Genomic DNA, 26,232 nt, shown 5'->3' on the forward strand with positions numbered 1-26,232 from the left:
CATAGAAGATCAGTTATTGCGACACCGCTTATCAATTATTCTTTCGGCACTGAAATTACCGCGCAGCACCTATTACCATTGGAAAAGATATCAACCTAGGCAACACGAACGTGTTGATAATCAGCTCAAAGAAAAAATTAAATTGATTTGGGAAAATAATTTTAATTTATGTTTCACTATATTCCGTCGGGAGATTCTGGATTGAAGGATTACGGACCGACAGTTTAATGCTAACAGCAAACTTGTGAATGGCTCAAGTCCTGTCCATAGTCCTATTAATTGGCTCTATATTAACTTACATCTATCTCAAAAAATCTAAGGAGGAAGATTCACATGGAAGCATTACTTAATCTCTTACCACTACTATTACTACTAATTTGCCCTATCTCAATGATGTTTATGCATAAAGGGCACGGACATGCTGGGCATCATCATATGCATGGAGAAGATCATTCAAAACACACTGGTTCCGAAAATGATATAGCAAGTTTAAAAATCCAAACTGAGCAATTAAAAGAAGAAGTTGCTACTCTAAAGAACTTAGTTAAGGAGCGATGACAATGCAGTGGTTATTACTTTTATTATGTCCGATAATGATGATATTTATGATGAGGGGTATGCACTCAGGATCGCATAATGAAAAAGATGACGAACAATTGAAACAGGATCTTGAAAATTTAAAAGAGCAAAATGATATCTTAAGTAGTGAACTAAGCTATTTGAAGTCAAGGTTAAAATAAGTTAAAGGAGTCGTGAGGTCTGTTGCAAAGTTTTAAATCTACTATCAAATAAGGTAGAATAATAGAATGTGTAACAAACTAACATAACTAAATATCTATTATTCCGTTTATGGAGCAATTTAAAAAGGATTTTTTTATGAATTTAATTTTAACCATTCTCTCTGCTTTAGGGTCTTTTATAGTAACCAATATCGATGACATTTTTGTCTTGATGTTGCTGTTCTCTCAGGCAAGTTCACAAGCTAAAGCAAGTAATGGACGAACGGTGAAGGGAAATCGTATTTATCCTAAAGATATAGTCATTGGTCAATATCTTGGTTTTGCACTTTTAGTTTTAATCAGTCTTTTAGCTACCTTTGGAGTAACACTCATTCCTGATCAATGGGTGGGTTTATTAGGACTAATCCCGATCTATTTAGGAGTTAAACTGTTTATAAAGGGTGAAGATGAAGATGAAGGTGCTATTCTTTCTAGTTTTAATAAATTTAATAAGTTCTATTTAAGTGTAGCATTTATCACATTTGCCAATGGTGGAGACAATATTGGAATTTATGTTCCATTCTTTTCTACTTTAAATAACAACCAACTGGTCATTACAGTTGTTACTTTCTTTATAATGGTTGCGGTTTGGTGTTTAATCGGCTATCGTCTAGCAAGATTTAGATATGTTTCTGAAACACTTGAGAAATACGGCCGATGGGTTATTCCAATTGTGTTTATAGGATTAGGATTTTATATCATGGCAGAAAATAATATATTTTCTAACCTGTGGTCTGACTTCGTAAATTTAAATTCCTAATTAACCGTAATAGTTCAAAAATTTTATTGTTATATCCCCTTTCCTTTTAAAGTAATGAGTATAAATCTTTATAGAAAATAAACTTTGAGGTGACGACTTTGTATTGGATCATTATTCTCACACTAAGTATTGATCAGTTTGTTAAATATTTAGTTAGAAATTTTATGGACTACGGGCAATCCATTCCCATTATCAATGGTTTTTTCCAATTAACATCTCATCGAAATGCAGGTGCTGCTTGGGGAATTTTTTCAGGACAAAAAATATTCTTAATTAGCATTGCCATTATTGTTATAGTCGTTGGTCTTATTTATTCTCGTAAAGTAACTGATAAGCTAACGCGTATAGCCTTTGGCTTTTTTATCGGAGGTGCAATGGGAAATGTTATAGACCGTTTAATTTTTGGGGAAGTAACAGATATGTTCGAAGTTACATTTATTAATTATCCAATTTTTAATACTGCGGATGTATTTTTAGTTAGTGGAGCTATCTTATTTCTTATTAGTACTTATAAAGAGTCAAAATTAGAGGATAATCAAACTTAAAGATTTTTTTGTTTTTTGCAAATTTCAATCCCACGAATAACCAGCTATGTATGACGATTGTTGATAGGAAATAACAACAAAAAAGAAATAGCATGGTTATTATGGTTCTGTTGCAAAGTTTTAAATCTACTATCAAATAAGGTAGAATAATAGAAAAAGATAGCAGGAGGAATGACGATGAATCATTTTAAAGGAAAGCAATTTCAGCAGGATGTGATTATTGTAGCAGTGGGCTACTATCTTCGTTATAACCTTAGCTATCGTGAAGTTCAAGAAATCTTATATGATCGTGGCATTAACGTTTCTCATACGACGATTTATCGTTGGGTGCAAGAATATGGAAAACTACTCTATCAAATTTGGAAAAAGAAAAATAAAAAATCCTTTTATTCATGGAAAATGGATGAAACGTACATCAAAATTAAAGGAAAATGGCATTATTTGTATCGAGCCATCGATGCAGATGATTTAACCTTGGATATTTGGTTACGTAAAAAACGGGACACACAAGCAGCCTACGCTTTTCTTAAGCGGTTAGTGAAGCAGTTTGATGAACCGAAGGTTGTAGTTACAGATAAAGCCCCCTCTATTACAAGTGCCTTTAAGAAAATAAAAGAATACGGCTTTTATCAAGGGACAGAACATCATACCATTAAATACCTGAATAATTTGATTGAACAAGACCACCGTCCAGTAAAGAGACGCAATAAATTCTATCGAAGTTTACGCACTGCCTCTACCACGATTAAAGGCATGGAAGCCATTCGAGGATTATATAAGAAAACCCGAAAAGAAGGCACTCTCTTCGGGTTTTCGGTCTGTACTGAAATCAAGGTAATATTGGGAATTCCAGCTGAAATCATAGATACCGTAAGGGATTTTATTCTTTATCTAAAACTTTGCAACAGAACCAGTCGTGACATAAGTTACCTAGTTACGCTCTCCAAAAAACAAGGAGCACTTGGAAATCATGAGATTTTTCGAGTGCTTCTTGTTTTTTTATTCATTTTGAGTAGTTCAAGTTCCTATTTTTGTCAATTTCATCATATTGATTGTCGTAATGAGTAAACCCGTCTGTTTGCTCTTATACTAAAAAAATGGACTATTTTTATTCAGTCCGTAAAATGAAAGTATAGGAGTATTTTTATGTCAATTCGTTATTCACAAGATTTTAAAGATTCACTGGTTAAACTTCACCAAGAAGGACGTTCGCTTAAATCATTGGCAGAGGAATCTGGACCTTCAAAAGATTCTATTGCTATTTGGGTCAAGCAAGCTACCCCAGTCATGATTCAGGGTCGGTCAAAGACGTTAAAGGATGTCAAGCAATTAGAAAAGCGTCTCGCTATTTTGGAGGAAGAAAACGAAATTTTATCACGCATAGCCTGACAGGCATTGAGCGGCCATCTTACTAGCCAAAAAATAGTCCGTAATGTGGGATTGCCGCTAGTTAACCAATTTTTAGCACAAGCGCGTAGCCATTGTTGGGGCCTCCTTAGTGGTAATGATAATCCATTGAGTGGTTCATCTAATAGCTTTGTAAAAACTAGCCAGCCTCATTTTAAAGGGTCTTCGGAATATATAGTGGAATTACTTTCTTAATAGTTTAAAAACAACTGGTGTTTAAATCGGATTTTCTGGTGGGATGTTAGGATAATCAATAGTATTATATAAAAGTATCAATCACATACGAGTGATACTTTGGGAAAAAAATAAAATAGTCCAATTTACTTGAACGTGTACTATGGTACATGGTTTATAATATTCATAGGGTGAAATAAGATGATTTATCACATTAGTGAGTTTGCAGATAAATGTGGAGTTAATAAAGAAACGATCAGATATTACGAGCGAAAAAATTTATTACAAGAACCTCACCGAACGGAAGCTGGTTATCGGATATATTCATATGATGACGTTAAGCGTGTTGGGTTTATTAAACGAATACAGGAACTTGGTTTTTCTTTAAGCGAGATTTATAAATTACTTGGTGTTGTAGATAAAGATGAAGTTCGTTGTCAAGATATGTTCGAATTTGTTTCTAAAAAACAAAAGGAAGTGCAAAAACAAATAGAGGATTTAAAACGAATTGAAACTATGTTAGACGACTTAAAACAACGATGTCCAGATGAAAAGCAATTACATTCGTGTCCAATAATAGAAACATTAACATGAGAGATTAATTAACGAAAGGAGCTTTTTTATGAATAAATTTAAGGTAAACATTTCAGGAATGACTTGTACGGGTTGTGAAAAACACGTAGAATCAGCACTTGAAAAGATAGGTGCTAAAAATATTGAGTCTAGTTATCGTCGTGGTGAAGCAGTATTTGAACTGCCCGATGATATTGAGGTTGAAAGTGCAATAAAGGCGATTGCTGACGCAAACTATCACCCGGGCGAAGCAGAAGAATTTCAATCGGAACAAAAGACGAATTTATTGAAAAAATATCGGCTAAACGTTGAAGGAATGACCTGCACTGGTTGTGAAGAACATATTGCGGTTGCTCTTGAAAATGCAGGTGCAAAAGGGATTGAAGTAGACTTTCGTCGCGGAGAAGCACTGTTTGAACTACCGTATGATGTAGACATTGATATCGCGAAAACACCGATTACTGACGCACAATATCAACCGGGCGAAGCAGAAGAAATACAAGTGCAATCGGAAAAAAGGACAGATGTAAGTTTAAATGATGAAGGTAACTATGATTATGATTACATCATCATCGGTTCTGGTGGAGCTGCCTTTTCATCTGCCATTGAAGCCGTTACTTTGAACGCAAAAGTGGCTATGATTGAGCGTGGAACGGTGGGTGGAACTTGCGTTAATGTCGGATGCGTTCCTTCTAAGACCTTATTAAGAGCAGGGGAAATCAATCATCTAGCAAAAAATAATCCATTTGTGGGATTACACACTTCGGCTTCAAATGTTGATTTAGCGCTATTAGTAAAACAAAAGAATGATTTAGTAACCGAGATACGAAATGAAAAATATGTGAATTTAATTGATGATTATGGTTTTGAATTAATAAAAGGTGAAGCAAAATTCGTAAACGAAAATACAGTTGAAGTAAATAGCAATCAAATCACAGCCAAAAGATTTTTAATAGCTACAGGTGCTTCTTCAACTGCACCTAATATTCCCGGATTAGATGAAGTAGATTATTTAACAAGCACTAGCTTATTGGAATTAAAGAAGGTTCCAAATCGTCTTACCGTAATTGGTTCAGGATATATCGGCATGGAATTAGGACAACTATTTCATAACCTCGGGTCAGAAGTCACTTTGATTCAAAGAAGCGAGCGTCTATTAAAAGAATACGATCCTGAAATTTCAGAAGCCATTACTAAGGCCTTAACAGAACAGGGAATTAATTTAGTAACAGGTGCAACCTATGAACGAGTTGAGCAAGATGGAGACATTAAAAAAGTTCATGTTGAGATAAATGGTAAAAAGCGAATTATTGAAGCAGAACAATTGCTAATTGCTACTGGAAGAAAACCAAATACAGAATCATTAAACTTACATGCAGCAGGCGTTGAAGTTGGTTCCCGTGGTGAAATTGTCATTGATGATTATCTTAAAACGACCAATTCCCGAATTTATTCAGCTGGAGATGTCACTCTCGGTCCCCAATTTGTTTATGTAGCTGCTTATGAAGGTGGACTTGCTGCTCGTAATGCAATCGGAGGACTAAATCAAAAGGTCAATTTAGAAGTGGTTCCAGGCGTTACGTTTACTTCTCCATCGATTGCAACGGTTGGTTTAACGGATCAACAGGCAAAAGAAAAAGGATATGAAGTGAAAACATCGGTATTGCCGTTGGATGCTGTTCCAAGAGCGCTCGTTAATCGGGAAACAACAGGTGTTTTCAAATTAGTGGCAGACGCGAAAACATTGAAAGTGTTAGGGGCGCATGTAGTGGCAGAAAACGCAGGAGACGTAATTTATGCAGCAACATTAGCTGTGAAATTCGGTTTAACTGTTGGAGATCTGAGAGAAACGATGGCTCCATATCTAACAATGGCAGAAGGATTGAAGCTGGCTGTCCTAACTTTTGATAAAGATGTTTCGAAATTATCTTGCTGTGCAGGCTAAGGGAACTTTTTTACAACTCCCTATTCAAGTGAACCAGCTAATGCTTTAAGGGATTTTCTAAGTACATTTGTGGTCAAAAAATAATTTAACACTGATGATTTCGACATCAAATCTATAATTGATACCTTAACACCGCAGAGTAATAAAGGATGAATAATATGTCAGACTTATTATCCCTACCAGACATTAAAACAATAGAGCCGCCACAAGAAAATGAAACCGATATGATGTTTAAAGTTGAAGCAGTCGGACCACCTGAACGTTGTCCTGAATGTGGTTTTGACAAGTTGTACAAACACAGTTCAAGAAATCAACTAATTATGGATTTGCCCATTCGTTTAAAGCGAGTGGGCTTACAATTGAACCGTAGACGATACAAGTGTCGTGAATGCGGATCTACCTTCTGGAACGCCTAATATCTGTAGATGAAAAGCGTAGTATGACCAAAAGGCTTTTAAAGTCCATTCAAGAGCAATCCATGTCTAAGACCTTTGTAGAAGTCGCAGAAAGCGTTGGTGTTGACGAGAAAACCATTAGGAACGTTTTTAAGGACTATGTGGCACTCAAAGAACGTGAATACCAGTTTGAAACTTCTAAGTGGCTTGGGATAGACGAGATACATATTATCCGTAGACCTCGGCTTGTATTGACTAATATTGAACGCAGGACTATTTATGACATCAAGCCTAACCGTAACAAGGAAACAGTCATCCAACGTCTTTCAGAAATCAGTGACAGGACTTACATTGAGTACGTCACAATGGATATGTGGAAGCCCTATAAAGACGCAGTGAACCCTATCCTTCCACACGCTAAAGTTGTCGTAGATAAGTTTCATGTAGTTAGAATGGCTAATCAAGCCTTAGATAACGTCAGGAAGTCTTTGAAAGTCCATATGAGCCAAAAAGAAAGACGTACCCTTATGCGTGAAAGGTTTATCCTTCTAAAGCGTAAACACGATTTAAATGAATGTGAATCATTCCTCTTAGATACTTGGTTAGGTAATCTTCCTGCTTTAAAAGAAGCCTATGAACTCAAAGAAGAGTTTTACTGGATATGGGATACTCCTGATCCAGATGAAGGTCATCTTCGTTATAGTCAATGGAGACACCGTTGTATGTCCAGCAACTCTAAAGACGCATATAAAGACCTCGTGAGAGCCGTAGACAACTGGCATGTCGAAATATTCGACTACTTTGATAAAAGGCTCACTAATGCTTATACGGAGTCAATTAACAGCATTATTAGGCAGGTAGAGCGAATGGGTAGAGGTTACTCGTTTGATGCCTTACGAGCCAAAATCCTTTTCAATGAGAAGCTCCATAAAAAGCGTAAGCCACGATTTAATTCAAGTGCTTTCAATAAAGCTATGTTATACGATACTTTCAATTGGTATGAAGTGAATGATCACGACATTACAGACAACTTTGGTGTCGATTTTTCCACACTTATTAAGAATTTGGAGAAGGGTGATTTATAAGCCCTTTTCCACCATAAAATCCGAATACCCATTTTAAATTAATGAATAATTTTAACGTGAAACTACAATAGTTACAAAATTTAGTGAATTGCCGGTGCGTATTACTATGATTTTTGGCGCATTATGCTACGATTAAATACATGGATAACTAAGAAGTTATTAAGCAATAAAGGTGAGCACTGGAGGTTAGCATGCAGACATTAATACAGACGTTTATAGATCGACGCGGGGATTTGCTGACTGCGCTATGGCAACACCTGGGGATTTCATTAGCATCATTAGTCATCGCAATGGTAATTGCGATTCCGTTGGCTATTTGGGTCGTTCGACGACCACGGTGGGCCGAGGGATTATTACAGCTCACGAGTGTCTTACAGACGATTCCGTCTTTGGCACTGTTAGGGTTATTGATTCCGTTAGTTGGGATTGGAACGGTGCCAGCAGTAATTGCGCTGGTGATCTATGCTTTACTGCCAATTTTTCAAAATACTTATTTGGGTATCTCAGAAATTGACGCCTCAATTGAAGAGGCCGCCGATGCCTTTGGGATGTCACGAATGCGTAAGTTGTTTAAAGTTGAACTACCCATTGCCCTACCACAGATCATTGCTGGGATTCGGACCGCGCTCGTCTTAATTATTGGGACGGCTACTTTGGCCGCTTTGATTGGTGCTGGGGGTCTCGGGACCTTTATCATGCTCGGTATTGACCGTAATGATACCTCGTTATTATTGATTGGGGCTATCTCATCAGCATTGTTAGCAATTCTGCTGAGTGCGCTCGTTCGGTGGTTTCAAACGGCTAAACCACGCCACGCCTTAATTGTCTTTGTCGGTATTTTAGCTTTACTAGGTGGTGGCGGGGCTTATAGTGTTTATGCCAATCGAGTTGAAACAATTACGATTGCAGGTAAACTCGGTTCTGAACCAGAAATCTTGATTAATATGTATAAGCAGCTGATTGAAGCTGAAGATGAGCATGTTCATGTGACGCTCAAGCCTAACTTTGGCAAGACCACGTTCTTATTCAGCGCGTTAAAGGATAATCAGGTTGATATTTATCCTGAATTTACTGGCTCGGTGCTGGAGACCTTAGTTAAGGGAAATAACCCAGCTGGTCAAACAGCTAACCAGACCTATCAGCTCGCCAAACAGCGCCTCGCTAAACAGGAACAAATGACTTACTTGAAGCCGATGCAGTATAACAATACGTACGCATTGGCAGTGACTAAGAAATTTCAACAAGAACATCATTTGAAGACAATCAGCGACTTAACGCAAGTTGAATCGATTCTGAAACCCGGAATGACCCTAGAGTTTATTGATCGTAATGATGGCTTAAAAGGAATCAAGAAGACTTATGGGTTAGACGTGACTGCAAAGTCGATGGAGCCGGCGCTACGCTATGAAGCTATCAGTAAGGGGAAAATCAACTTGGTAGATGCCTATGCGACGGATAGTGAATTACGGCAGTATCACTTGGCCTTATTGAAGGATAACAATCACTTCTTCCCAACGTATCAAGGGGCACCGTTGATGAAGACGAGCTTTGCCAACAAACATCCTAAGGTCGTTAAAGCGTTGAATAAGTTAGCAGGAAAGATTTCAGAAACTGATATGCAAGAAATGAACTATGAAGTCAATGTTAAGAAGCAGTCCGCTTCGACGGTTGCACATCGCTATCTTGTGAAGCACGGTTTATTGAAGGAGGGACGTTAAATGACAACGGCAATTGAATTTCAACACGTCCAGAAAGACTTTAATGGGCAGACTGTGATTCCCGACCTTAATTTAACGATTGACCAGGGTGAGCTATTTGTTTTGGTAGGGACTTCTGGGAGTGGCAAAACGACGTCACTTAAAATGATCAACTGCTTAGAGCCATTGACGGCTGGTAAAATCCTAGTTAATGGTACTGATACAACCACGATACCAGTCCGAAGTCTACGGTGGCAAATGGGGTATGTCTTACAGCAAATTGCCTTGTTCCCAACGATGACGGTGGCGCAAAATATCGCCGTGATTCCAGAAATGAAAGGGACAGCTAATAAGGAAATTAATCAAACGATTGATGAGCTATTGGCGGAAGTTGGCCTCGATCCAAAGGAATACCGTGACCGGATGCCGTCAGAATTATCCGGTGGTGAGCAGCAACGCATCGGTATCTTACGGGCGATTGCGGCGCAACCAGATATTGTTTTGATGGATGAACCATTTAGTGCGTTAGACCCCATCTCGCGGCAACAATTGCAAGACTTGGTCTTACGGCTACACGCCCGCTATCACAACACGATCGTCTTCGTGACGCATGATATGAATGAGGCGTTGAAGTTGGGTGACCGGATCGGTGTCATGCAACACGGTCAGTTAATACAAGTCGATACGCCGGCTGCTCTGGCTCAGCATCCAGTGAACGACTTTGTGCGGAACTTCTTTGGCGCGAGTCGAGCTAAAAATGTCTATGATGTCTACGTTGGGCGTGTAGGGCTTATTCAGGGTTATCTCACAGAAAAACCCAGTGTTGCGAGTGGTCGGATTCAATCATTAGACGTTCAAGCCACGTTACGCACCGCCTTTACGGCATTGACAGATCACGATTATGTGGCGGTCACGGAAGAAAATCGGGTTGTTGGCTATTTGGATAGCCAACGAATCGTGGCTTACTTGAGTCAACATGAAGAAGTATCTTAATCGTCAATTAAGGATGAATCAGTTACACTAGGTTGTGATAATTGATGGTCGCTAATGAATTTAAGGAGGAATTTCGAATGGCGGAACAGTACGATATTGTTGTGATTGGTGGCGGACCAGCCGGCAATGCCATGGCTAGCGGATTAAAGGCTCAGGGCAAGACAGTGTTGATCGTTGAAGCGGATCTGTGGGGTGGCACTTGTCCTAACCGCGGTTGTGACCCTAAGAAAATCCTATTAAGCGCCGTCGAAGCGCGACAAGCAGCGCAACATTTACAAGGGCGGGGCCTGATTGGTGCGCCCAAAATTGATTGGACAGCACTGATGGCGCATAAACGAGGCTATACGGATGGCATCAACGATGGGACGTTGAACGGACTAAAGGGGCAAGATATTGCAACGTTACATGGTCAAACGCACTTTCAATCCGACAATCAGTTAGCGGTCGGGGATCGAGTAGTCAGTGCGACTGATTACGTGATTGCCACTGGTCAGCGTCCGGCGATTCTACCGATTACCGGGCACGAATACTTTAAGACGAGCACTGACTTCTTAGATTTGGACCAGATGCCTAAACGCGTGACATTCGTAGGTGGTGGCTACGTAGGCTTTGAATTGGCGACGATTGCAAATGCCGCTGGCGCTGATGTGCACGTGATTCATCATAATGACCGCCCGTTAAAAGCTTTTGATGCAGATTTGGTTAAGGATTTGATGGCCGCAATGACGGCTGATGGAATCACGTTTGACTTGAATACGGATGTCCAAGCAATTACTAAAACGGCGACCGGTCTACAATTGACAGCTGATAATTTCGAGCTGACAACGGATCTGGTCATCAGCTCAGCGGGACGGATTCCGAACGCGGACCAGTTAGGTCTAGCCAACGTGGGCGTTACCTTTGATCGGCATGGGATTCAAGTCAACGATCATTTGCAGACGGCCAACCCGCACATTTATGCCATTGGGGATGTCAGCGATACACCGGTACCGAAGTTAACGCCAGTTGCAGGTTTTGAAGCGCGTTATCTGGTCGGTGAGTTGACGCATCCCGGCGCAGCCATAAAGTATCCCGTTGTGCCAACGCAGGTTTTTGCAGCGCCCAAGTTAGCGCAAGTCGGGATCAGAGCGGCCGCGGCGACTGAGCATCCAGATGAGTATCGTGTCAATACACTTGATATGACGAAGTGGTTCACTTATTACCGCTTTGGCGCACAACAAGCCCAAGCTAAAGTAGTGGTTGCTAAAGCGAGTGGGCAGGTTGTGGGTGCTACCCTTCTAAGTGATGTTGCCGACGAGATGATTAACTACTTCACGTTGTTAATTGAAAAACACGTGACTTTACCAGATTTACAACGGTTGGTATTGGCTTACCCAACGCCGGCTAGTGACTTACAATATTTGTATTAATGTGTGGTTGAATTAAATCAACGTCCTCGCAAAGTGTTAAACTATGAAACCCCATATGAAGTATTTTTTGACAAACCGTTGCACTTAGTTTGACAATTCGCCGAACACAAAAAAGAGTATCCTGGTTATTTATTCTCTGAAACAGAGAATAAAGATATTTTTTTAAAATACTCAATTAGCAAAATCATAGAGAAACATGATGCACAATTGAACAGCGATAGTCTTTGGAATAACCCTGAAATAAAAGCGCTACAAGGAGTTACGCCCCAAATGATTCTTACAACTAATTATGATCTTTTATTAGAGAAGGTTTTTCGCAGTATGATTCATATATAGGCCAAGATTCAATAAAGAGTAATCTAAGTGGATCTGGTGCAAACAGTGTGAGAGATGACCATCTAACCAGCTATTGATCCTATGTTGAAGGTTATGCAGCTAACAATGCTTCTAATTCGTCCACGACTGAGAACCCGATGAGACTTAACTCTCGTCGGGTTCTTTTGCGTATTGCGTGAACAATTTCCACACCGCTCAACGTTGCACTAGCGGTTCGAATGCTTTGAAAGCTTGCTGAGCGGATACGATGACGTTTAATGAATCGGTGGTCCTGTTCAATCAAATTATTTCGATATTTGGAACATTGGTGGGCTGATTTGCTAAAATAGTCTTGCTTTATCAGGTGCTTCACTGCTTTCAGTGTTGCCCGATATTGATCAGTGACTAATCGATCAGGCCGACCATTGGTCGTCAAGAGACGCTTCAAAAAGTGATAGGATGCGGTATAATCGCGGTGTTTTCGTAGCTCAAAATCCATGGTCAAACCGTTACTGTCAATAGCGCGATACAAATAGGCCCAACGGCCTTTAACTCGAATATAGGTCTCATCGATTCGCCAACTTTTAGCGTGAGCTGTTTGATGCCGACGTCATAGAGCCTTAAAGATGGGGCCATAGTGATGAACCCAACGTATGACCGTGGTGTGATGAACAGTGATACCCCGATCCCGAAGCAATTCAACGATGTCACGATAGCTGAGATGAATCTGAAATAGTAGCCAACGGCTACTAAGATGATGTCCTTTTGAAAGTGGCGTCCCTTAAAGTGATTCATGCGCGCAATCCCTCGTTTCTTGGCACCCAGTATACTAAAATCAAGTCAGCGAGGAAAATTTGCACCAGAACCATATTAAAAAGTGACATAACTTATAGTAATGTCGCTTTTTTATTGTAATGAAATAATTTGACATAACAATGGTTATAGTTAGTTGTCGATTTGACGGGCTTGTCAATGGTTTGTGCAGTCACGTCAATTCACAAACTCATTTTTTAGTTGGCAGCCAAGTTCACAAGCAAAAATTTTGCGAAATTTCACAATCTAGACCATTCATTAAATTTAGGGTTGATTCAAGCGATATTGTTGCCATTTATTGTGCATGTAACGCCATGACCAACCAAGACAAAATGCGATGCCACAGAGTAACCACGTTAATAAAATCATGAATAACTTGCCTAATAGTCCTAATATTAACTTAGCAATGCCTAAAATAATGCCAAAAATATAGGCAACGAGTTTGGCCGTCCAGCCAAGCAACACCCAAAAAATGGCAAAGAAGATAATTAAAATGAAGTAGGGCATCAGTGGCCTCCTTTCTGTCGGTTCTTAATGACATATGTATCCCAACTCAACCATGAGTTAGGGGTTCTGGCACACAGGTGTCAACAATTTGTTTTCAAGTTAATTGTCATGCATTAAAGGAGCATTTTTTTGCCAGAGCGATCTTTTAAGGCAGCCACGTTCCTAGGTTTAATATAACATGATTCAGTTTTTGCAGTAGTTGTTAGGTTTTAATAGCTGCGTTGCCAATTAGGCAGTTCTTGATTAATGATTTGCTGTAAATTTGATAGAAAATGGGCATCAGACATGGTGTCTTGAAATGCCATCGCTAGGATACCACCTAAATAATTTACAAAATAGTGGGCGATAGCGGTATCACTGACCGTTAACCGAAAGGTTGCTGCTACTAAATTGAGGGTGTTGGCGTCAATATCAACCGAAACTTGATTGAGATGTTGTTGGACGCATGATTGGTAGGTGTTTGCTGGGGTTGTAACGGTTGTCTTTATCATGTAGTTGCCTCTCTAAAAATTTTTCTGTTGGTCAATTGGCTTTGATTAACTAACCAAACTTTCATTTTGACAGGAGAATTGTGATATAGGCACTGGGCAATGACAAGGGCAGCAGAGCTGTGCTATTTACCCTTGTCATTGGTCGTAGTGTTGCTTAGGGCATTAGCCCTTAGCAATCACTGCCTATATTAGAGTTTGGATGGCAAAAAGAAAGGTGTAGTAATTTAAGACGGTTGCGCCGAGCGAAACCGTTTGGCCCCGGTGGGGTCGGGGGTACAAGGGAGCCCCGCTTGCGGGGACTGGGGCACACAGGGAAGGGCGCAGTGCGCCCCAGTGATTTAGATTTCAACCCAATCGTTGTCAGTGATTGGCGTATTGGTGAGATATTGAGCATTTGTTAAGTCAGTCGCGGATAACACGACTTGTTCGTTCTGGTAGGCTTGTCGTACTTGTTGGTCAAGCTCGTTTTCACTATCGACTGTTAGCGCAACCGTACGGGTTAATGTTTCTTCAAATGTGACGTAAATTTCTTTTTTCATGGTTTTTCTTACCTTTCAAAATCGTTTTTTACATGTAGATGAACTTATTGCGTGTCATCTGGGGTTAGGCTAATCTCGCCGTTATCGTACATGAGCATGGCTTGTTGACTTAAATCATCAATGTTCATTTCAGGAGTTAATTCAAGGGTCACTTCTTTTTGACGATATTCTTCAAATAAAACACGGACTTTCATTAGTTGTCTCCTTCATTTTTAAAGCGATACAATGTGCCATTTTCTAATACTTCATTAAAGGTTGTATGTGTTTGTTCATTTAACATATGCGCCTTTTTTGTTTGCTCAAATTCATCAGTGGCAACGGATAACGCTTGATACTGACTAGCTGACATAGTACTGGGTTTAACGCCGGTATCAATTAAAACTAAGGCTTGAAAGAATAACCGGGGGCTTTCTTTTTGTAAGCCAATTAACATGTTGTAAATCGTTTCGACTAGTTTCACACTGACGTTTGCCGATAGCACTTCTTCATAACCAGTTCCTAAAGCTTTTTTGTAGTGTTCTTTTGGGACTTTTGTTTCTTGATAACCGTAGGTTATATCTGCCATAGCTTGTGCCATTTTAGCAATGGGTAGTTTTGTAAAATCATCATAATAAGTTTTGGTCATGGTTATTCTCCTTGTTCAGCGTATTTAAGCAATGTTTTTAAACTTTCGACATCCTTTTCATAGTCGGCATTACTTAAGCGAATGGTTACTTGTTCATGATGAGCTTTTGCTAATTGTAAAGCGGTTATTAAGTTATCAATTTCTGCAGTTGATAAATCAATATCAGCAAAATTATCATTTGCAAAAGGTAGCGGTGTGGGTCGAAAACCACGCCATGCTAAAAACGTTAATGAAAAATCGGTTAAATTTTGAGACATAGTAAAACTCCTTTAATGTTGACTAGGTGTGACAAAAATTTTTTCTGCCAGCAACCACCTGTTGTTGCTGGGTTTGTCGTTGTGACGGGAAATTTTTAGCAGATAGCGGGACCAAGCACAAGGGCGGCGTAGCCGTGCTATTTTTACCCTTGTGTTTGGTCCTAGTTGTCCTTAGTCGCTAGCGACTTAGGACTAACTGCTGTCATGCTATAAATGATAGGCACATAAGGCAGGCCCAGTGACATCAGGTGGTGGCAGGCGTAAGCCTGCTTGGACCCCCGCTTGCGGGGCCTGGGGTTATTAATAAATCTTCTTTGTATAACTGTTAAAAATTTCTTTGGGACACTTTTACATAGGCCTTAAAAAATTCGTTACGATAACCCTAGAATCAAGAAATTAAAAAAATTTTTAAGGGAGATTGCACATGGTATCAAAGAAATTAGCAATGCGTTTAGACAAGAAACAAACTGAATTAGCCAATGCCGAGGCCAAAGTTAAGGTCTTAAAAGGCGAAGTAGCCGAATTAAAGCAACAAGTCCAACTAGAATTAGTTAAAAAGTTACAAGATAATCTACACACTGATGATTTAGGAACGATTGAGCAGTTTATTGCCCAAGTCGCACCGACTGATACTACAACGTCGACAACAGCGGATGGAGGTGAATTAGATGACCATTAATCGTGCCGCCATGAAAGCCTTACCGATTCAAGGCTATTTAGATTACAAAGGGATTGATTACACCACCGAACACAATCGTGTGCGGCTAGTTGATCATGATAGTTGTGTTATTAATACTGATAAAAACGTCTTTTTTTGGAACTCAAAGCAATTATCTGGTGATTTAGGAGATTTTATTGCCGCTTATGAGGAGGTAACCCCTAAAGAAGCATGGGTCCGTTGGTCAGAGTATGGGCGCCATTACAATGGGCAAGATGCAGCTAATAAAGCGAAGTACGAAACACCTGCAACAACAGACAATTATCAATTTAATTGGCAAAGATGGCGTACCGCGCAAACGACGAATAATTCAGAAAATTATTTGGTAAATGAACGAGGCTTTGATGCCACGTTTGTACAACGTCTGGCAAATGCTGATTTTATCAAACAAGGCAAGCCAAGACAGGACCGGCATACAAAGGCATGGCAAAAACCAGCCATTTTATTTCCATGGCACGATGAAAATGACCAAGTCGTCGGTTTAGATCAACAAGGGACTGAAATTAATTTTGAAAAATATGGCAAGCGTGGGACGCAAAAGAAGGTCGCCGCTGGATCCGATACCCGTTACGGGTATAACTTTCACACTGGAAATGGGGCTGATCAGTTGATTGTTTTTGAATCACCGATTGATGCACTCTCATATGCACAGATGCATTTTACGGAACCTCAAAATAAAAATACAACTTTCTTATCACTATCGGGGACGGATCACCAAAAGGTATTGTCTCAACTAGATCGCATGAAGCAATTAAACGGCCATTTACCCAAGCAACTTGTTTTAGCAACGGATAATGATTTAGCCGGGTTTAAAACAGCAGCACCCTTTGATATGTTGCAATTTGAAGGTATGACAAATATTAGGCAACTCCCAACACAAGGTAAAGATTGGAACGATCAATTAAAGGCACATGACCTCGCTATTAAAACACTCATAATGGTTGAAAACCAACAACAATTAGCCGCACTAGAAACGTTTACACAACAAGCTAAGCCGGCTGCTAAAGCACCGGCAACTGATGACAAGCAAGTTGCACAACCACAACGCAAGACGCGTGAACAACGGCGTGATGACCGTAAGGGCAAGAGTCGTGAACGGAATGAAGAAATTATTAAAGATGCGTTGACGCGTGTGCAAAATTATCAGAATGATCCCAAAGAAGTGCAAAACTATTTGGATTTCGTGGCCCAGGGCCAAAACTATTCACCGCGCAATACGTTATTGATTTATGGACAACGTCAAGATGCCACCATCGTCATGGGTTATAAACAATTTGCTGAACGGCGCATTCAAGTTAATAAGGGCGAAAAGGGAATGAAGATTTATGGCGCCCCTAAGAATTTGCAAAGTATTGTGATTCCCGAAGGTGATCGTGTGTACTGGCGTGATGCCACTGCTGAACAACGCCAACAAGCCAAAGCCGGTGATTTAGAAACGCGCACGGTCAAGCACTATCCAATTGAAACGGTGTTTGATGTCAAACAAACCAATGCGAAATTGAATGACTTACCGAAGTTGTTACCCAACCGGCCGGTTAATTTAGCCACTGATCAATCAGCGGAACACCTGGAAACCGTTTATCAAACACTTAAAAAGTATGCGCAAGATGAACAACATGCCCGGGTGGTTGACCAAGACCAAGGGGCAATTAAATTCTTAGCGGATCATAAGCCGATGACGAGTCACGGGGTAGCCAAAGGGGCGACAGCGATTAATCGGCAAAAACCGGATGAACCAACAATTATTTTACGCCCAGATTTACCCGTGACGGATCGGATTGCCACGTTAGCACATGAAATGGGCCATACGGCATTACATCAACAAAGTGATGACAAGATCCCTAACGGGGTGCAAGAGTTGCAAGCTGAAATGACCAGTTATGTGCTCTTAAAAAATGTCGGCGTGGAACCTGGTGATATTAGTGAAAAATATATGAGTGATTGGACTAATCACTTAAAGGAATTTTCCGACCTAAAAGAGAAATCACCTAATTTGATGACCGATGTGACCAGAGCGAGTACGTCAATCACAAATTATTTATCAGATCGCATCACAAATGGCCAACAAATAACGAATGCCCGGCGGGCGGTACCTAACATACGGCCAACCGCTGTGCAAATGGCCACAAACCAGGTTACCCAAGATCAAGCCAATGAAACGAAAACACGAGGACAAGCAAGATGACCACAATACAAGGTAAGTTAGTCCAAATTGCCCAAGGCAACGGACTGTATATGTTAAGCGTTGATACTGAACAAGCAGCGGACGGATTACTAGAATTACCCGTCACGGCTGAACATTATCATGTGTTATTTCCAGCGGGTGATCCCGTTTTAAATGAAATCTATGAATTTACGATGCAACCTGCTGATCAACAAATGACATTAGTTAATGTTTTCCCTGTTGATGCAGAAGTCATTCCAGCAGATTTAGTCCCGACTTTAACAGCAACCCAAAACATGGAATTACAAGGAGAGCATTTTATGGATACACAGAAAGCTAGTGCAGCGTTAGAAAAACGCTTAGATGCTATTCGACAAGATGACTCATTGATGCAAGATATTCAAACCGAACTGGATCAAGAAGCTGAACAACGCCGCGCGAATATTAAAGCCCGCCAACAAGGACAAGGGATTGAACAACTCTTTACGGCTGAAGAATTAGCGCAGCTGCAACAAAAGCAACAACAACAACCAACCAAAACCGTTTCACTGTCAGAACAAACCCGCGTTGCGGGTCAGGATGGTGATTTACCCTTGGGAGGAGATGATGACGCATGACAACCAGTTATTTAGACGTCTTTACTACGAATTTAAACCACGTAATTGCGGCAGATCCAACTGAATACGGTGCCTTTGGCCGTGATGTTGAACTGGGTCGTTTGGTCCGAATTTTAAATCAACATAAGAAAAATAGTGCCGCGGTATTAGGTGAAGCGGATAATGCCATGGAACGTCGATTTGACAAAGTCATGCTGGATGAATTTACACCAGCACAAACCCGGATCACTTTACAATGCATTATTGCGGTTAATCCAGATCATCTGACCGTACCGGATGAGGTAATTGAGACAATCATTCAGTTTTCTGATCGCTACATTACCACGCATTTCTTTCCGGAAAAGGCCATTACCTTACTAGATAATGCTTTAGTTGAGGCAAAAATGAATGACCGTTCGGTCTTAACAACCCAAGATGTGGCCAGTATCATCAGTGAACGTTATCGAGTACCCATGTCTGTTTTAACTGAACAAGATAATGACCGGTTATTCCAGTTATATGAACGGATGCAAGGGCAAGTGATGGGGCAAAATGCCGCTTTAAAGAAAATTGTCACGAGTATTCGCGTGCGTGCGGCTGGATTAGGTGATATGAGTAAGCCATTATCATTTCTGCTGGCCGGTACACCCGGTGTGGGAAAAACGGAAACGGCTAAAGCCTTAGCCGTGCATTATTTTGGAGACGAACGGCAATTAATTCGCTTTGATATGTCGGAATTTAAATTTGCCAAGCAATCAATGGCGCGGTTTGCTGAACGAGCTGCTGAAGCGGTTAAGTTTAATCCCTATTCAGTTTTGTTACTGGATGAGATTGAAAAAGCGGACCCGATGGTGTTGGACTTATTGCTACAAATTCTTGATGATGGGCGCTTAACTAACGAACGCGGCCAAACAATTAACTTTAAAGATGTAATTGTTGTGATGACCACAAATATTGGACATCAGTTAATTATCGAACGAGCTGCCAAAAGTGAGAGCTATCGTCATGATCCACAACACCAAGTGACCTTCAGTAAAAACTTTGAAAATGCCTTGTTAGGAGCTGATTTACGGCAAGAATTTATCAGTCGTATTGGGGCTACGATTATTTTTGAACCTCTAGAAGTACCAGATGTGAAGCGAATCATTGACTTGAAATTAACCAAACTTAATCGCCAAGCGCAACGACAAGGTTATCAATTGGTTTATCGGCCACAAGATGTTAGTCAATTAATTCCCAGTTTTGCCAGTGGCCAAGAATTTGTGAATGACCGGGTAGTTGAAACGCATCCATTGATTGATTTCTTAGTGGATAAGGGCTATCGCAAAAGTTTAGGTGTGCGGCCATTAGATGACGCCATTATGGAATTTGTTGAATCACAAATGGCAACGGCTATCTTACATGAACGACGAACCGGCCAAGTGAACGGGCATTCCTTTGTCTTTCGGGCTTGGGGAAATCCACCGGATGCGACGCATCCACGTGGTAGCTGGCAAGCGGTCGTCACACAAGCAGAATTACCCATTAAGCTAGAGGAGGTTGGTGCATGAGTCGAGAATGGTTTGGGAATCGTTATGAGCAAGCCCGGTCATATGAAAAGCAGAGTCAAATCCGTTTGCGCGGGCAGTTTTGGTTTCAACTCGTAATTTTTATTGGTTATTGTGCAGTCGGTATTGTGATGGCGCTACTTGTGGGGACGTTAGCCGGGGCGCTTTGGTATATCATTCGTTCAGGTTTGGGGAACATGGCCTTAAATCTATTTAATGTGTATTTTAAACCCGCTTTCAGTTGGGATTGTTTACAGCAATATGTGATGTTTTCCTTATCAGGAGGCGTTTTACATGAGCAGTCTTACATCATTTGGGCGATTATGTTGGTCATGTTTGCGATTTTCTGCCGGTTAGGGGTTAAAAATTGGTATGACTGGGTCCAAAAATTTGGTGATCGCACAACTAATCAAAATCGCTGGGCGACACTGAATGAAATTGAACGGACTTACGTGTTAATTCCGGACCGTAACAAGTTTTACAAGGGGCCAGCCGGTCAACCAATTGGTCATATTTCGGGATATGCGTTTGCTTTTTTCAAATTGCATCCGTTCCTTTGGCTAAAACAAGTGGTCAAAGCCCCTCTGGGCTTAAATCGCGAAAGCTTTCCCAAATGGTACCAGCAAGTGCGCCCACAATTAATGAGACTACCATTGTTAAACAAGTATTTTGATGCCCAACTCACGGTTGCAGGTGGTTTTCAAGGCTTTTACTGGATTGATCCCAAACCGACACACGCGATTACCACCGGGGCAACCCGTTCTGGTAAGGACCAACGCCGCGGCTATATTTTTATTGATATTATGCGACGGGCCGAAATTCAACCCAATATCATTGATACCGATGCAAAAAATGAAGATGCCAAGATGTCATTTATTCCGCTCCAAAAAGCCGGATATGAAGTGCAATTACTTAACATTGCCGACACAGATTGGTCTGAATCGTGGAACCCGTTTCAAGTTGCTTTGAATTATGCAATGGCGGGTGAATTAGATAAGGCCCGTGATGAAGCAATGGTGATTGTACAAATTATTGGTTCATCGAGTTCGTCTGAAGGTGGGAATGATATTTGGGATAAAACCGCTGAAGATACGCAACTAGCGATTATTTTGATTCTCTTATGGTTAGCGATGGAGCAGGATGACCAAACCTTAGCCACGCCAGCCGGCGTGCCACAATTTATTAATTCAGTTAATCAATTTAATGATCCGAAGGATAAAAATTTGGATGGCTTGACGCAGTATTTCAATATGCTACGCAAATTAGACCCGATGCCACCGATTATTAACGAAGCCATTCTAAAAGCCGGTTCTTACTTAGGTGCAACGGGTGATACGAAATCATCCGTCATGTTTACTTTACAAAGTCGCTCAAGTTTGTTTGCGTCAGAAACCGTGGCCCGTTTAACGTCTCGTTCAACCATCCAAATTTCAGATTACGGTTTTCCCCGCATGTTAAAGGTTAATGTCCCTACGGATTATGCCGGAGCAACCGCCATGGTGGAACTTTACAAACGTCAAGATGACGCACCCCAAGGACATTATTTGGAACAGGATGCTGTAAAAGTCAGTCGTGCCGGGGTTATCCAATATCCGTTCCAGCATGTCTTTCCGGATGATTGGTTAATCAAAATTCATTTTGCCGATAAGGGTAATCCCAAGTATCTACAAAAATCATGGCTCCAAATTAGTGGTGAAAAGCGCATTAAACGCCAGGTAAATCACCAAATTAAAGTGGATCCACAAAGTCAACGTCCCGTTAAGCAAGTCGTCAGTTATCCGTTGCAACAACATTTAATCAATGATGAGGTACCCGCTACTTTTAGCTTACGCTATTCAGAAAAGCCCAAAGCTGTGTTTATCGTCACACCACAAAGTAACGATAACTATGCTGCAATTGCATCCTTGTTCTTAGGACAAGTTTTCTCTGTTAATACGCAAATTGCCTCGGAAATTACCCGTCGTAAGATGGACCGGCAGATTATCTATAAGTTAAATGAGTTTTCTATTCCGGGATTTGATAATTTCTTAACTCGTGGTTTAACCTACGGTCATATCGTTGATATGTATGTGCAAGATGACGTCCAAGTCGCTAAACATTATTCAGAGTCAGAAGCTAAAGAAATTATGAACAATATGTTGACGCAATTCCATATTCAAACCAAGGACCGGGATACTAACCAAGCCGTTTCGGATCGTCTAGGTGAGATTGAGGTGCAAAAGGAAATTGTGAACTCACAGATGGGTGAACAGCAACAAGATAAAGGTAATCGTCAGGTTTCCATTGATAAAATGCCGTTGTTATCAGCCAAAGAGTTAGAGGAGTTGAACGATGGAGAAATGGTGATTATGCGAACGGCTAAACGTAACGATAAAAAGTGGCGCCGTATCCGACCACTACCAATTTTTGATACTGGGAAAACGTTGATGCCCAATGCGCGTGATCTCATTGGTCAGACTTATCGTTTGGATTACTACACCACTGACTTGCGGATTAAGAACAACACCAAGCATTTAAGTTATCAAGATATTTTCCAAGATTACAGTGGTTACTATCAACAATTAGCTGCGCAAGTTAATCCGGAAAAAATTGTGACGGACGAGGACGATAAGTTAACAGAGCAAACACAAACGACTATACCTGAACCACAAAATCAAACGTTAGCTGATACTACAAGCAACGATAAAATTGGTGAAACTAACGAGGTGGCTGAAAGCCAGGAAACTGCAACTAATGAATCTAACGCTGCTGATGATGAAGAAATTGACGATTTTACTGTCTGGCAACGTGAATTTGCACAACATGCTAATGATCCTTTAATATCGAAAATGGAAGTAGCAAATTGGGCGTTTGTTCAGCAAGTAGAAGATGCCATTGCCGACGCTTTAGATACGCCGGCCATAACGGCTGATACCGATAAGGTAGCAGTGCAAGCAGATGCCGTGGCACATAAATTCTTTAAGCGCCATGAGCAATTAAACCAACAAGCAGCGATGCGTGATTTTCTGGTTGATGATGACCGTTGTTTTAATTTGATGATGACCATTGCCGAATTACGTGATGTACAAGGAGCAGAAAATTAAGAAAGCGAGGGAAAACACATGATAGGATTGGTACCACTGCCAGCAAATGGGCCCACTAATGCGTTTTATGAGTCATGGGCCGACTATTTACAACCGAAATCCCGGATGCTTTTGTCGGTTTTACAAATGATGTGCCAAGGAATTGCCGATTTATGTTATGACTTAGCCAACGCGGTTTTAACAGCGTGGAATGCTGCTTGGAAACTAGCCCAGTTTAGTATAATTTTTACCAAGTCAGATGGGACGGGGCAAGATATTTCAGGGTATAGCTTAACTCAGTACATTGGCACATTTTTCATGATTGGCATTATTATTTTAGCAGTCATGATGGCGATTCAATTAATCCAATTTAATTTAACATCAGGTCGACGAGGTAAAGAATGGCCATCTGGTATTGTCACGGCCATTATTATCATTGCCATGGTGCCGCTACTGATTTCAGGAGGAACTAAGGTTGCGAAAAGTATGAATCAGGCCATGTTAGGGACAAATACCTCGTCGGCACAAAAAGGCGGCCATAGTATTCTAACTGATATTTGGCAAAATAATTCGGTTGATCTCAAAAAGGTGGCGCAAGTCGACTTTAAGGTCAAAGAAGGTAATATTCACGATTACAGTCCGATTAAAAAAACATCCTCGAACGCCATTGTTAAATCGTCTATCTTTACAGATACAATGGACGATAAGGCCAAAAAAGGTATCAAAAATAAGCAGGCAAAGGATGTTTTCGCAAAGAAACAGGGAGAAAGTACACCTGAAAAAGTTGATAAAGGTGGCTGGTTGAAAGGAACCGAGGAAGTTTATCCACGAGTAAAAGTGAATTGGATTGGCATTATCGCTGCCGAGATTGTCTTTGCCATTGTCGGATTTTTGGCAATTATTGAATTAATTGTCCGATTCTTCCGACTGGCTTACTATTCACTAACTCTACTTGCTTTAGCTTTTCGTGACATGGAGGGTAAAAAAAGCGATGCAGATATTACACGTGATGGAAGGCAGCATTTTAGGCATGGCACTGTTGCCGTTGAACCTTATTCTATTCTTTGCATTTGTGCAATGGGGTATGACAGCCATTAATGACCAAAACCTATCATGGGGACCTTACACGATTATCAGTGTGGCGTTACTATTAGCTGCTGGTAAAGGGATACTTTCTGGTTTTGCTTTGATTGATGACTGGACTGGTATGCCAACGGGTCATGGTAATACTGCCAGTGGTTTAATTGGGGCAGCTGCCACAGGTGCAACCGTAGGTCGAGCCACTAAGGGCGTCACGGGTGCCGCAGCACATATGGTTGGTGGTGCTACGCGTGGTGCTGCAAAAGGTGGTAAAAAAATGGTGGGTAGTGCCCAGTCGATGAAAGTTAAGATTGCCCAAGCAGGTAAGAATAATCAAGCGACGCAACAAGCAGTACAAGCAGGGTCCAATGCAAAATCTGCTAGTGCTGGTAAAGGCCTAGGTACTCAAAAAAATAACACGACCTCACGTTCAGAAAACAGCGCAACTGGCTTGCCCATTAATGCAGCTGCCAGTCAAGCACAAGCAACTGGTGGTGCTCATGAGACTATGAACAAAGGTGAAGATAACGGACAACAAGCGCCTGGTGCAGAATCTCGAAAGGCTGGTCAAATGACTGGCCCTAATGGCCTGCGGACACCCGCCCAAGCGCATAATCCTGGCACACAACCAAGTAACTCATTAAGTAACAGTAGCAGCGGTAGTAGTCAATCAGCAACCACGAGTCAGTCAAGTCAAACGACCGGGCAAACAACTCGTACAACTAATGGTACGAGTGCAGGTACAAGTACTAATAACCAACCGGGACTTAAAGTACCCAATAATGCGATGAATAGTAGCAGTCAAACAGCATCACAGGGTAACACAAACCCTAGTGGTAGCCCGCAAAATGCAGCCAAGCCAGCTGTGACACCACCTAGACCAACACCAGCAAGTACTGGTAGTCAAAGTAGTGGTCAACCAACTAGACAGACGTCAGCTACCCGGCAATCATCAAATGCTGTGTATAATAGACTTGAAAAGGAAGTACAAAATGATTTGCGTCAGGCTTATCCGAAAAAAGATAATCCGAAACGATCATAGTCAGGGCATGATGGAGGATTAAAATGAGTAACAAAATGAAATGGCTTATTAGCATCATCGCAGCACTCATGGTTATAACGGGTGGTGTGTCATACGGTATTTATAAACATAACCAACCCTTATCAGACGAAGCGTTTAGCAAACTGGAAATTGATGAACAATTTGAAAAAGCGCCGGCGGGCCATTATGTGCATTTGAGGAAGGACGATCCAACGCTGTATCGGACGACTTGGTCGGCAAAACAAATAAAACATTATTTTATTTATAAAAATGGTAAAGCAAAGAATCATCTGCCAGAAGGTAACTATAATGAAAAAACTAAATTAGGAACTAATCAATTATTCAACGATAAACGCTTGATCGATAAAGTGAAAGGTGACGGTATATTAGGTCAGATTCATACGGCACTTTTTGACAACAGTAAGTTCAATGAAAATATGTCCTATGATTCTGATTTAGCTTTTAATTGGTACTTTAATAGTCCCGAGCAAGCACAAAAAGATCCCGATGTTAAAGAGAACGCCAATGATTTGATTCGTTAATGATACAATATACTTAAGCGTATACGTTTAAGTATAATTATAAGTATACGTAGTGTTATACGATTACGTATAGGCTCCTATGTCAAGAATCCGGACATAAAAGTACGAACAAATTTGACTTTCAATTTAAATTACTTAATTTAATTTTCGGAGGCCGAAGTTTTAGTCCCGT

General features: G+C 40.7%; 24 protein-coding genes and 5 pseudogenes. 22 read left to right on the top strand and 7 right to left on the bottom strand.

The window, feature by feature from the left end; translation table 11 throughout:
* The 14 genes and pseudogenes from FFM62_RS10225 to FFM62_RS00065 all read left to right on the top strand — a co-directional run.
* Window positions 1–163: pseudogene (locus tag FFM62_RS10225) on the top strand (IS3-like element IS1163 family transposase); the annotation flags it as partial.
* Window positions 147–350: pseudogene (locus FFM62_RS10455) on the top strand (prolipoprotein diacylglyceryl transferase family protein); the annotation flags it as partial. The pseudogenes FFM62_RS10225 and FFM62_RS10455, both read left to right, overlap by 17 nt.
* A complete protein-coding gene (locus tag FFM62_RS00010) occupies window positions 334–558 on the top strand; it encodes a DUF2933 domain-containing protein (protein WP_002307648.1) in 225 nt (74 codons plus the stop codon). The pseudogene FFM62_RS10455 and the gene FFM62_RS00010, both read left to right, overlap by 17 nt.
* A complete protein-coding gene (locus tag FFM62_RS00015) occupies window positions 555–740 on the top strand; it encodes a DUF2933 domain-containing protein (protein ID WP_075269748.1) in 186 nt (61 codons plus the stop codon). Before FFM62_RS00010 ends, FFM62_RS00015 begins: the two co-directional genes overlap by 4 nt.
* A 136-nt stretch (window positions 741–876) precedes the next feature.
* Complete coding sequence (locus FFM62_RS00020; RefSeq protein ID WP_075269747.1) at window positions 877–1,539, top strand: CadD family cadmium resistance transporter; 663 nt, start codon at window positions 877–879, stop codon at window positions 1,537–1,539.
* A gap of 98 nt (window positions 1,540–1,637) precedes the next feature.
* Window positions 1,638–2,084, top strand: a complete 447-nt coding sequence (lspA, locus tag FFM62_RS00025) for a signal peptidase II (protein WP_048729591.1) — start codon at window positions 1,638–1,640, stop codon at window positions 2,082–2,084.
* A 177-nt stretch (window positions 2,085–2,261) separates the two neighbouring features.
* Window positions 2,262–2,939 (top strand): annotated as a pseudogene (locus FFM62_RS00030) (IS6 family transposase); the annotation flags it as partial.
* A 291-nt stretch (window positions 2,940–3,230) separates the two neighbouring features.
* Window positions 3,231–3,473 (top strand): transposase, encoded by a 243-nt coding sequence (locus tag FFM62_RS00035; RefSeq protein WP_075269746.1) that lies wholly within the window; start codon window positions 3,231–3,233, stop codon window positions 3,471–3,473.
* A gap of 393 nt (window positions 3,474–3,866) precedes the next feature.
* The gene (gene merR, locus FFM62_RS00040) at window positions 3,867–4,259 is read left to right on the top strand and encodes a mercury resistance transcriptional regulator MerR (protein WP_115471603.1); all 393 of its coding nucleotides are present in this window, start codon (window positions 3,867–3,869) and stop codon (window positions 4,257–4,259) included.
* A 28-nt stretch (window positions 4,260–4,287) separates the two neighbouring features.
* On the top strand, window positions 4,288–6,183 hold the full coding sequence (gene merA / locus FFM62_RS00045; protein ID WP_115471604.1) for a mercury(II) reductase: 1,896 nt from the start codon (window positions 4,288–4,290) through the stop codon (window positions 6,181–6,183).
* 158 nt (window positions 6,184–6,341) lie between these two features.
* Window positions 6,342–7,663: pseudogene (locus tag FFM62_RS00050) on the top strand (ISL3 family transposase).
* A gap of 191 nt (window positions 7,664–7,854) precedes the next feature.
* Entirely contained in the window at window positions 7,855–9,381 is a 1,527-nt protein-coding gene (locus FFM62_RS00055) for an ABC transporter permease/substrate-binding protein (protein WP_115471605.1), read from the top strand.
* On the top strand, window positions 9,382–10,353 hold the full coding sequence (locus FFM62_RS00060; RefSeq protein WP_115471606.1) for an ABC transporter ATP-binding protein: 972 nt from the start codon (window positions 9,382–9,384) through the stop codon (window positions 10,351–10,353). It abuts the gene before it with no gap.
* A gap of 77 nt (window positions 10,354–10,430) precedes the next feature.
* Window positions 10,431–11,762 (top strand): dihydrolipoyl dehydrogenase family protein, encoded by a 1,332-nt coding sequence (locus FFM62_RS00065; protein ID WP_115471607.1) that lies wholly within the window; start codon window positions 10,431–10,433, stop codon window positions 11,760–11,762.
* A 427-nt stretch (window positions 11,763–12,189) separates the two neighbouring features.
* Here FFM62_RS00065 and FFM62_RS00070 read toward each other — a convergent pair.
* From FFM62_RS00070 to FFM62_RS00095, 7 genes and pseudogenes are all read right to left on the bottom strand, one after another.
* Window positions 12,190–12,872: pseudogene (locus tag FFM62_RS00070) on the bottom strand (IS6 family transposase).
* Between the two features lie 282 nt (window positions 12,873–13,154).
* Window positions 13,155–13,397 carry a hypothetical protein gene (locus tag FFM62_RS00075; RefSeq protein WP_115471608.1) on the bottom strand — a complete coding sequence of 81 codons (243 nt, stop codon included), beginning with the start codon at window positions 13,395–13,397 and terminating at the stop codon, window positions 13,155–13,157.
* A gap of 209 nt (window positions 13,398–13,606) precedes the next feature.
* Window positions 13,607–13,888, bottom strand: coding sequence for a hypothetical protein (locus FFM62_RS00080; RefSeq protein ID WP_115471609.1), 282 nt, complete (start codon window positions 13,886–13,888; stop codon window positions 13,607–13,609).
* 338 nt (window positions 13,889–14,226) lie between these two features.
* Window positions 14,227–14,427, bottom strand: a complete 201-nt coding sequence (locus FFM62_RS00085; protein WP_115471610.1) for a DpnD/PcfM family protein — start codon at window positions 14,425–14,427, stop codon at window positions 14,227–14,229.
* Between the two features lie 44 nt (window positions 14,428–14,471).
* Window positions 14,472–14,621, bottom strand: a complete 150-nt coding sequence (locus FFM62_RS10050; RefSeq protein WP_165845929.1) for a hypothetical protein — start codon at window positions 14,619–14,621, stop codon at window positions 14,472–14,474.
* The gene (locus FFM62_RS00090) at window positions 14,621–15,052 is read right to left on the bottom strand and encodes a hypothetical protein (protein WP_115471611.1); all 432 of its coding nucleotides are present in this window, start codon (window positions 15,050–15,052) and stop codon (window positions 14,621–14,623) included. The genes FFM62_RS10050 and FFM62_RS00090 overlap by 1 nt, the downstream gene beginning before the upstream one ends.
* Before the next feature lie 2 nt (window positions 15,053–15,054).
* A complete protein-coding gene (locus FFM62_RS00095; protein ID WP_115471612.1) occupies window positions 15,055–15,309 on the bottom strand; it encodes a hypothetical protein in 255 nt (84 codons plus the stop codon).
* A gap of 424 nt (window positions 15,310–15,733) precedes the next feature.
* Here FFM62_RS00095 and FFM62_RS00100 point away from each other — a divergent pair, with 424 nt between their 5' ends.
* The 8 genes from FFM62_RS00100 to FFM62_RS00135 are packed head-to-tail and all read left to right on the top strand — an operon-like array spanning window position 15,734 to window position 26,060.
* Complete coding sequence (locus FFM62_RS00100; RefSeq protein ID WP_115471613.1) at window positions 15,734–15,988, top strand: hypothetical protein; 255 nt, start codon at window positions 15,734–15,736, stop codon at window positions 15,986–15,988.
* Window positions 15,978–18,212, top strand: a complete 2,235-nt coding sequence (locus FFM62_RS00105) for a toprim domain-containing protein (protein WP_115471614.1) — start codon at window positions 15,978–15,980, stop codon at window positions 18,210–18,212. The genes FFM62_RS00100 and FFM62_RS00105 overlap by 11 nt, the downstream gene beginning before the upstream one ends.
* Window positions 18,209–18,808, top strand: a complete 600-nt coding sequence (locus FFM62_RS00110; RefSeq protein ID WP_115471615.1) for a hypothetical protein — start codon at window positions 18,209–18,211, stop codon at window positions 18,806–18,808. The genes FFM62_RS00105 and FFM62_RS00110 overlap by 4 nt, the downstream gene beginning before the upstream one ends.
* Window positions 18,805–20,337, top strand: coding sequence for an AAA family ATPase (locus FFM62_RS00115; protein WP_115471616.1), 1,533 nt, complete (start codon window positions 18,805–18,807; stop codon window positions 20,335–20,337). Before FFM62_RS00110 ends, FFM62_RS00115 begins: the two co-directional genes overlap by 4 nt.
* Complete coding sequence (locus FFM62_RS00120) at window positions 20,334–23,417, top strand: type IV secretory system conjugative DNA transfer family protein (protein ID WP_115471617.1); 3,084 nt, start codon at window positions 20,334–20,336, stop codon at window positions 23,415–23,417. The genes FFM62_RS00115 and FFM62_RS00120 overlap by 4 nt, the downstream gene beginning before the upstream one ends.
* 18 nt (window positions 23,418–23,435) lie before the next feature.
* Window positions 23,436–24,494, top strand: coding sequence for a pLS20_p028 family conjugation system transmembrane protein (locus FFM62_RS00125; RefSeq protein ID WP_115471618.1), 1,059 nt, complete (start codon window positions 23,436–23,438; stop codon window positions 24,492–24,494).
* Entirely contained in the window at window positions 24,388–25,518 is a 1,131-nt protein-coding gene (locus FFM62_RS00130) for a TrbL/VirB6 family protein (RefSeq protein ID WP_133296310.1), read from the top strand. Before FFM62_RS00125 ends, FFM62_RS00130 begins: the two co-directional genes overlap by 107 nt.
* Window positions 25,519–25,541: 23 nt before the next feature.
* Window positions 25,542–26,060 (top strand): hypothetical protein, encoded by a 519-nt coding sequence (locus FFM62_RS00135; protein WP_115471620.1) that lies wholly within the window; start codon window positions 25,542–25,544, stop codon window positions 26,058–26,060.
* The last annotated feature ends 172 nt before the right edge of the window (window positions 26,061–26,232 follow it).

It is taken from the genome of Weissella thailandensis (assembly GCF_005405465.1).
GTDB classification, from domain to species: Bacteria; Bacillota; Bacilli; order Lactobacillales; family Lactobacillaceae; genus Weissella; species Weissella thailandensis.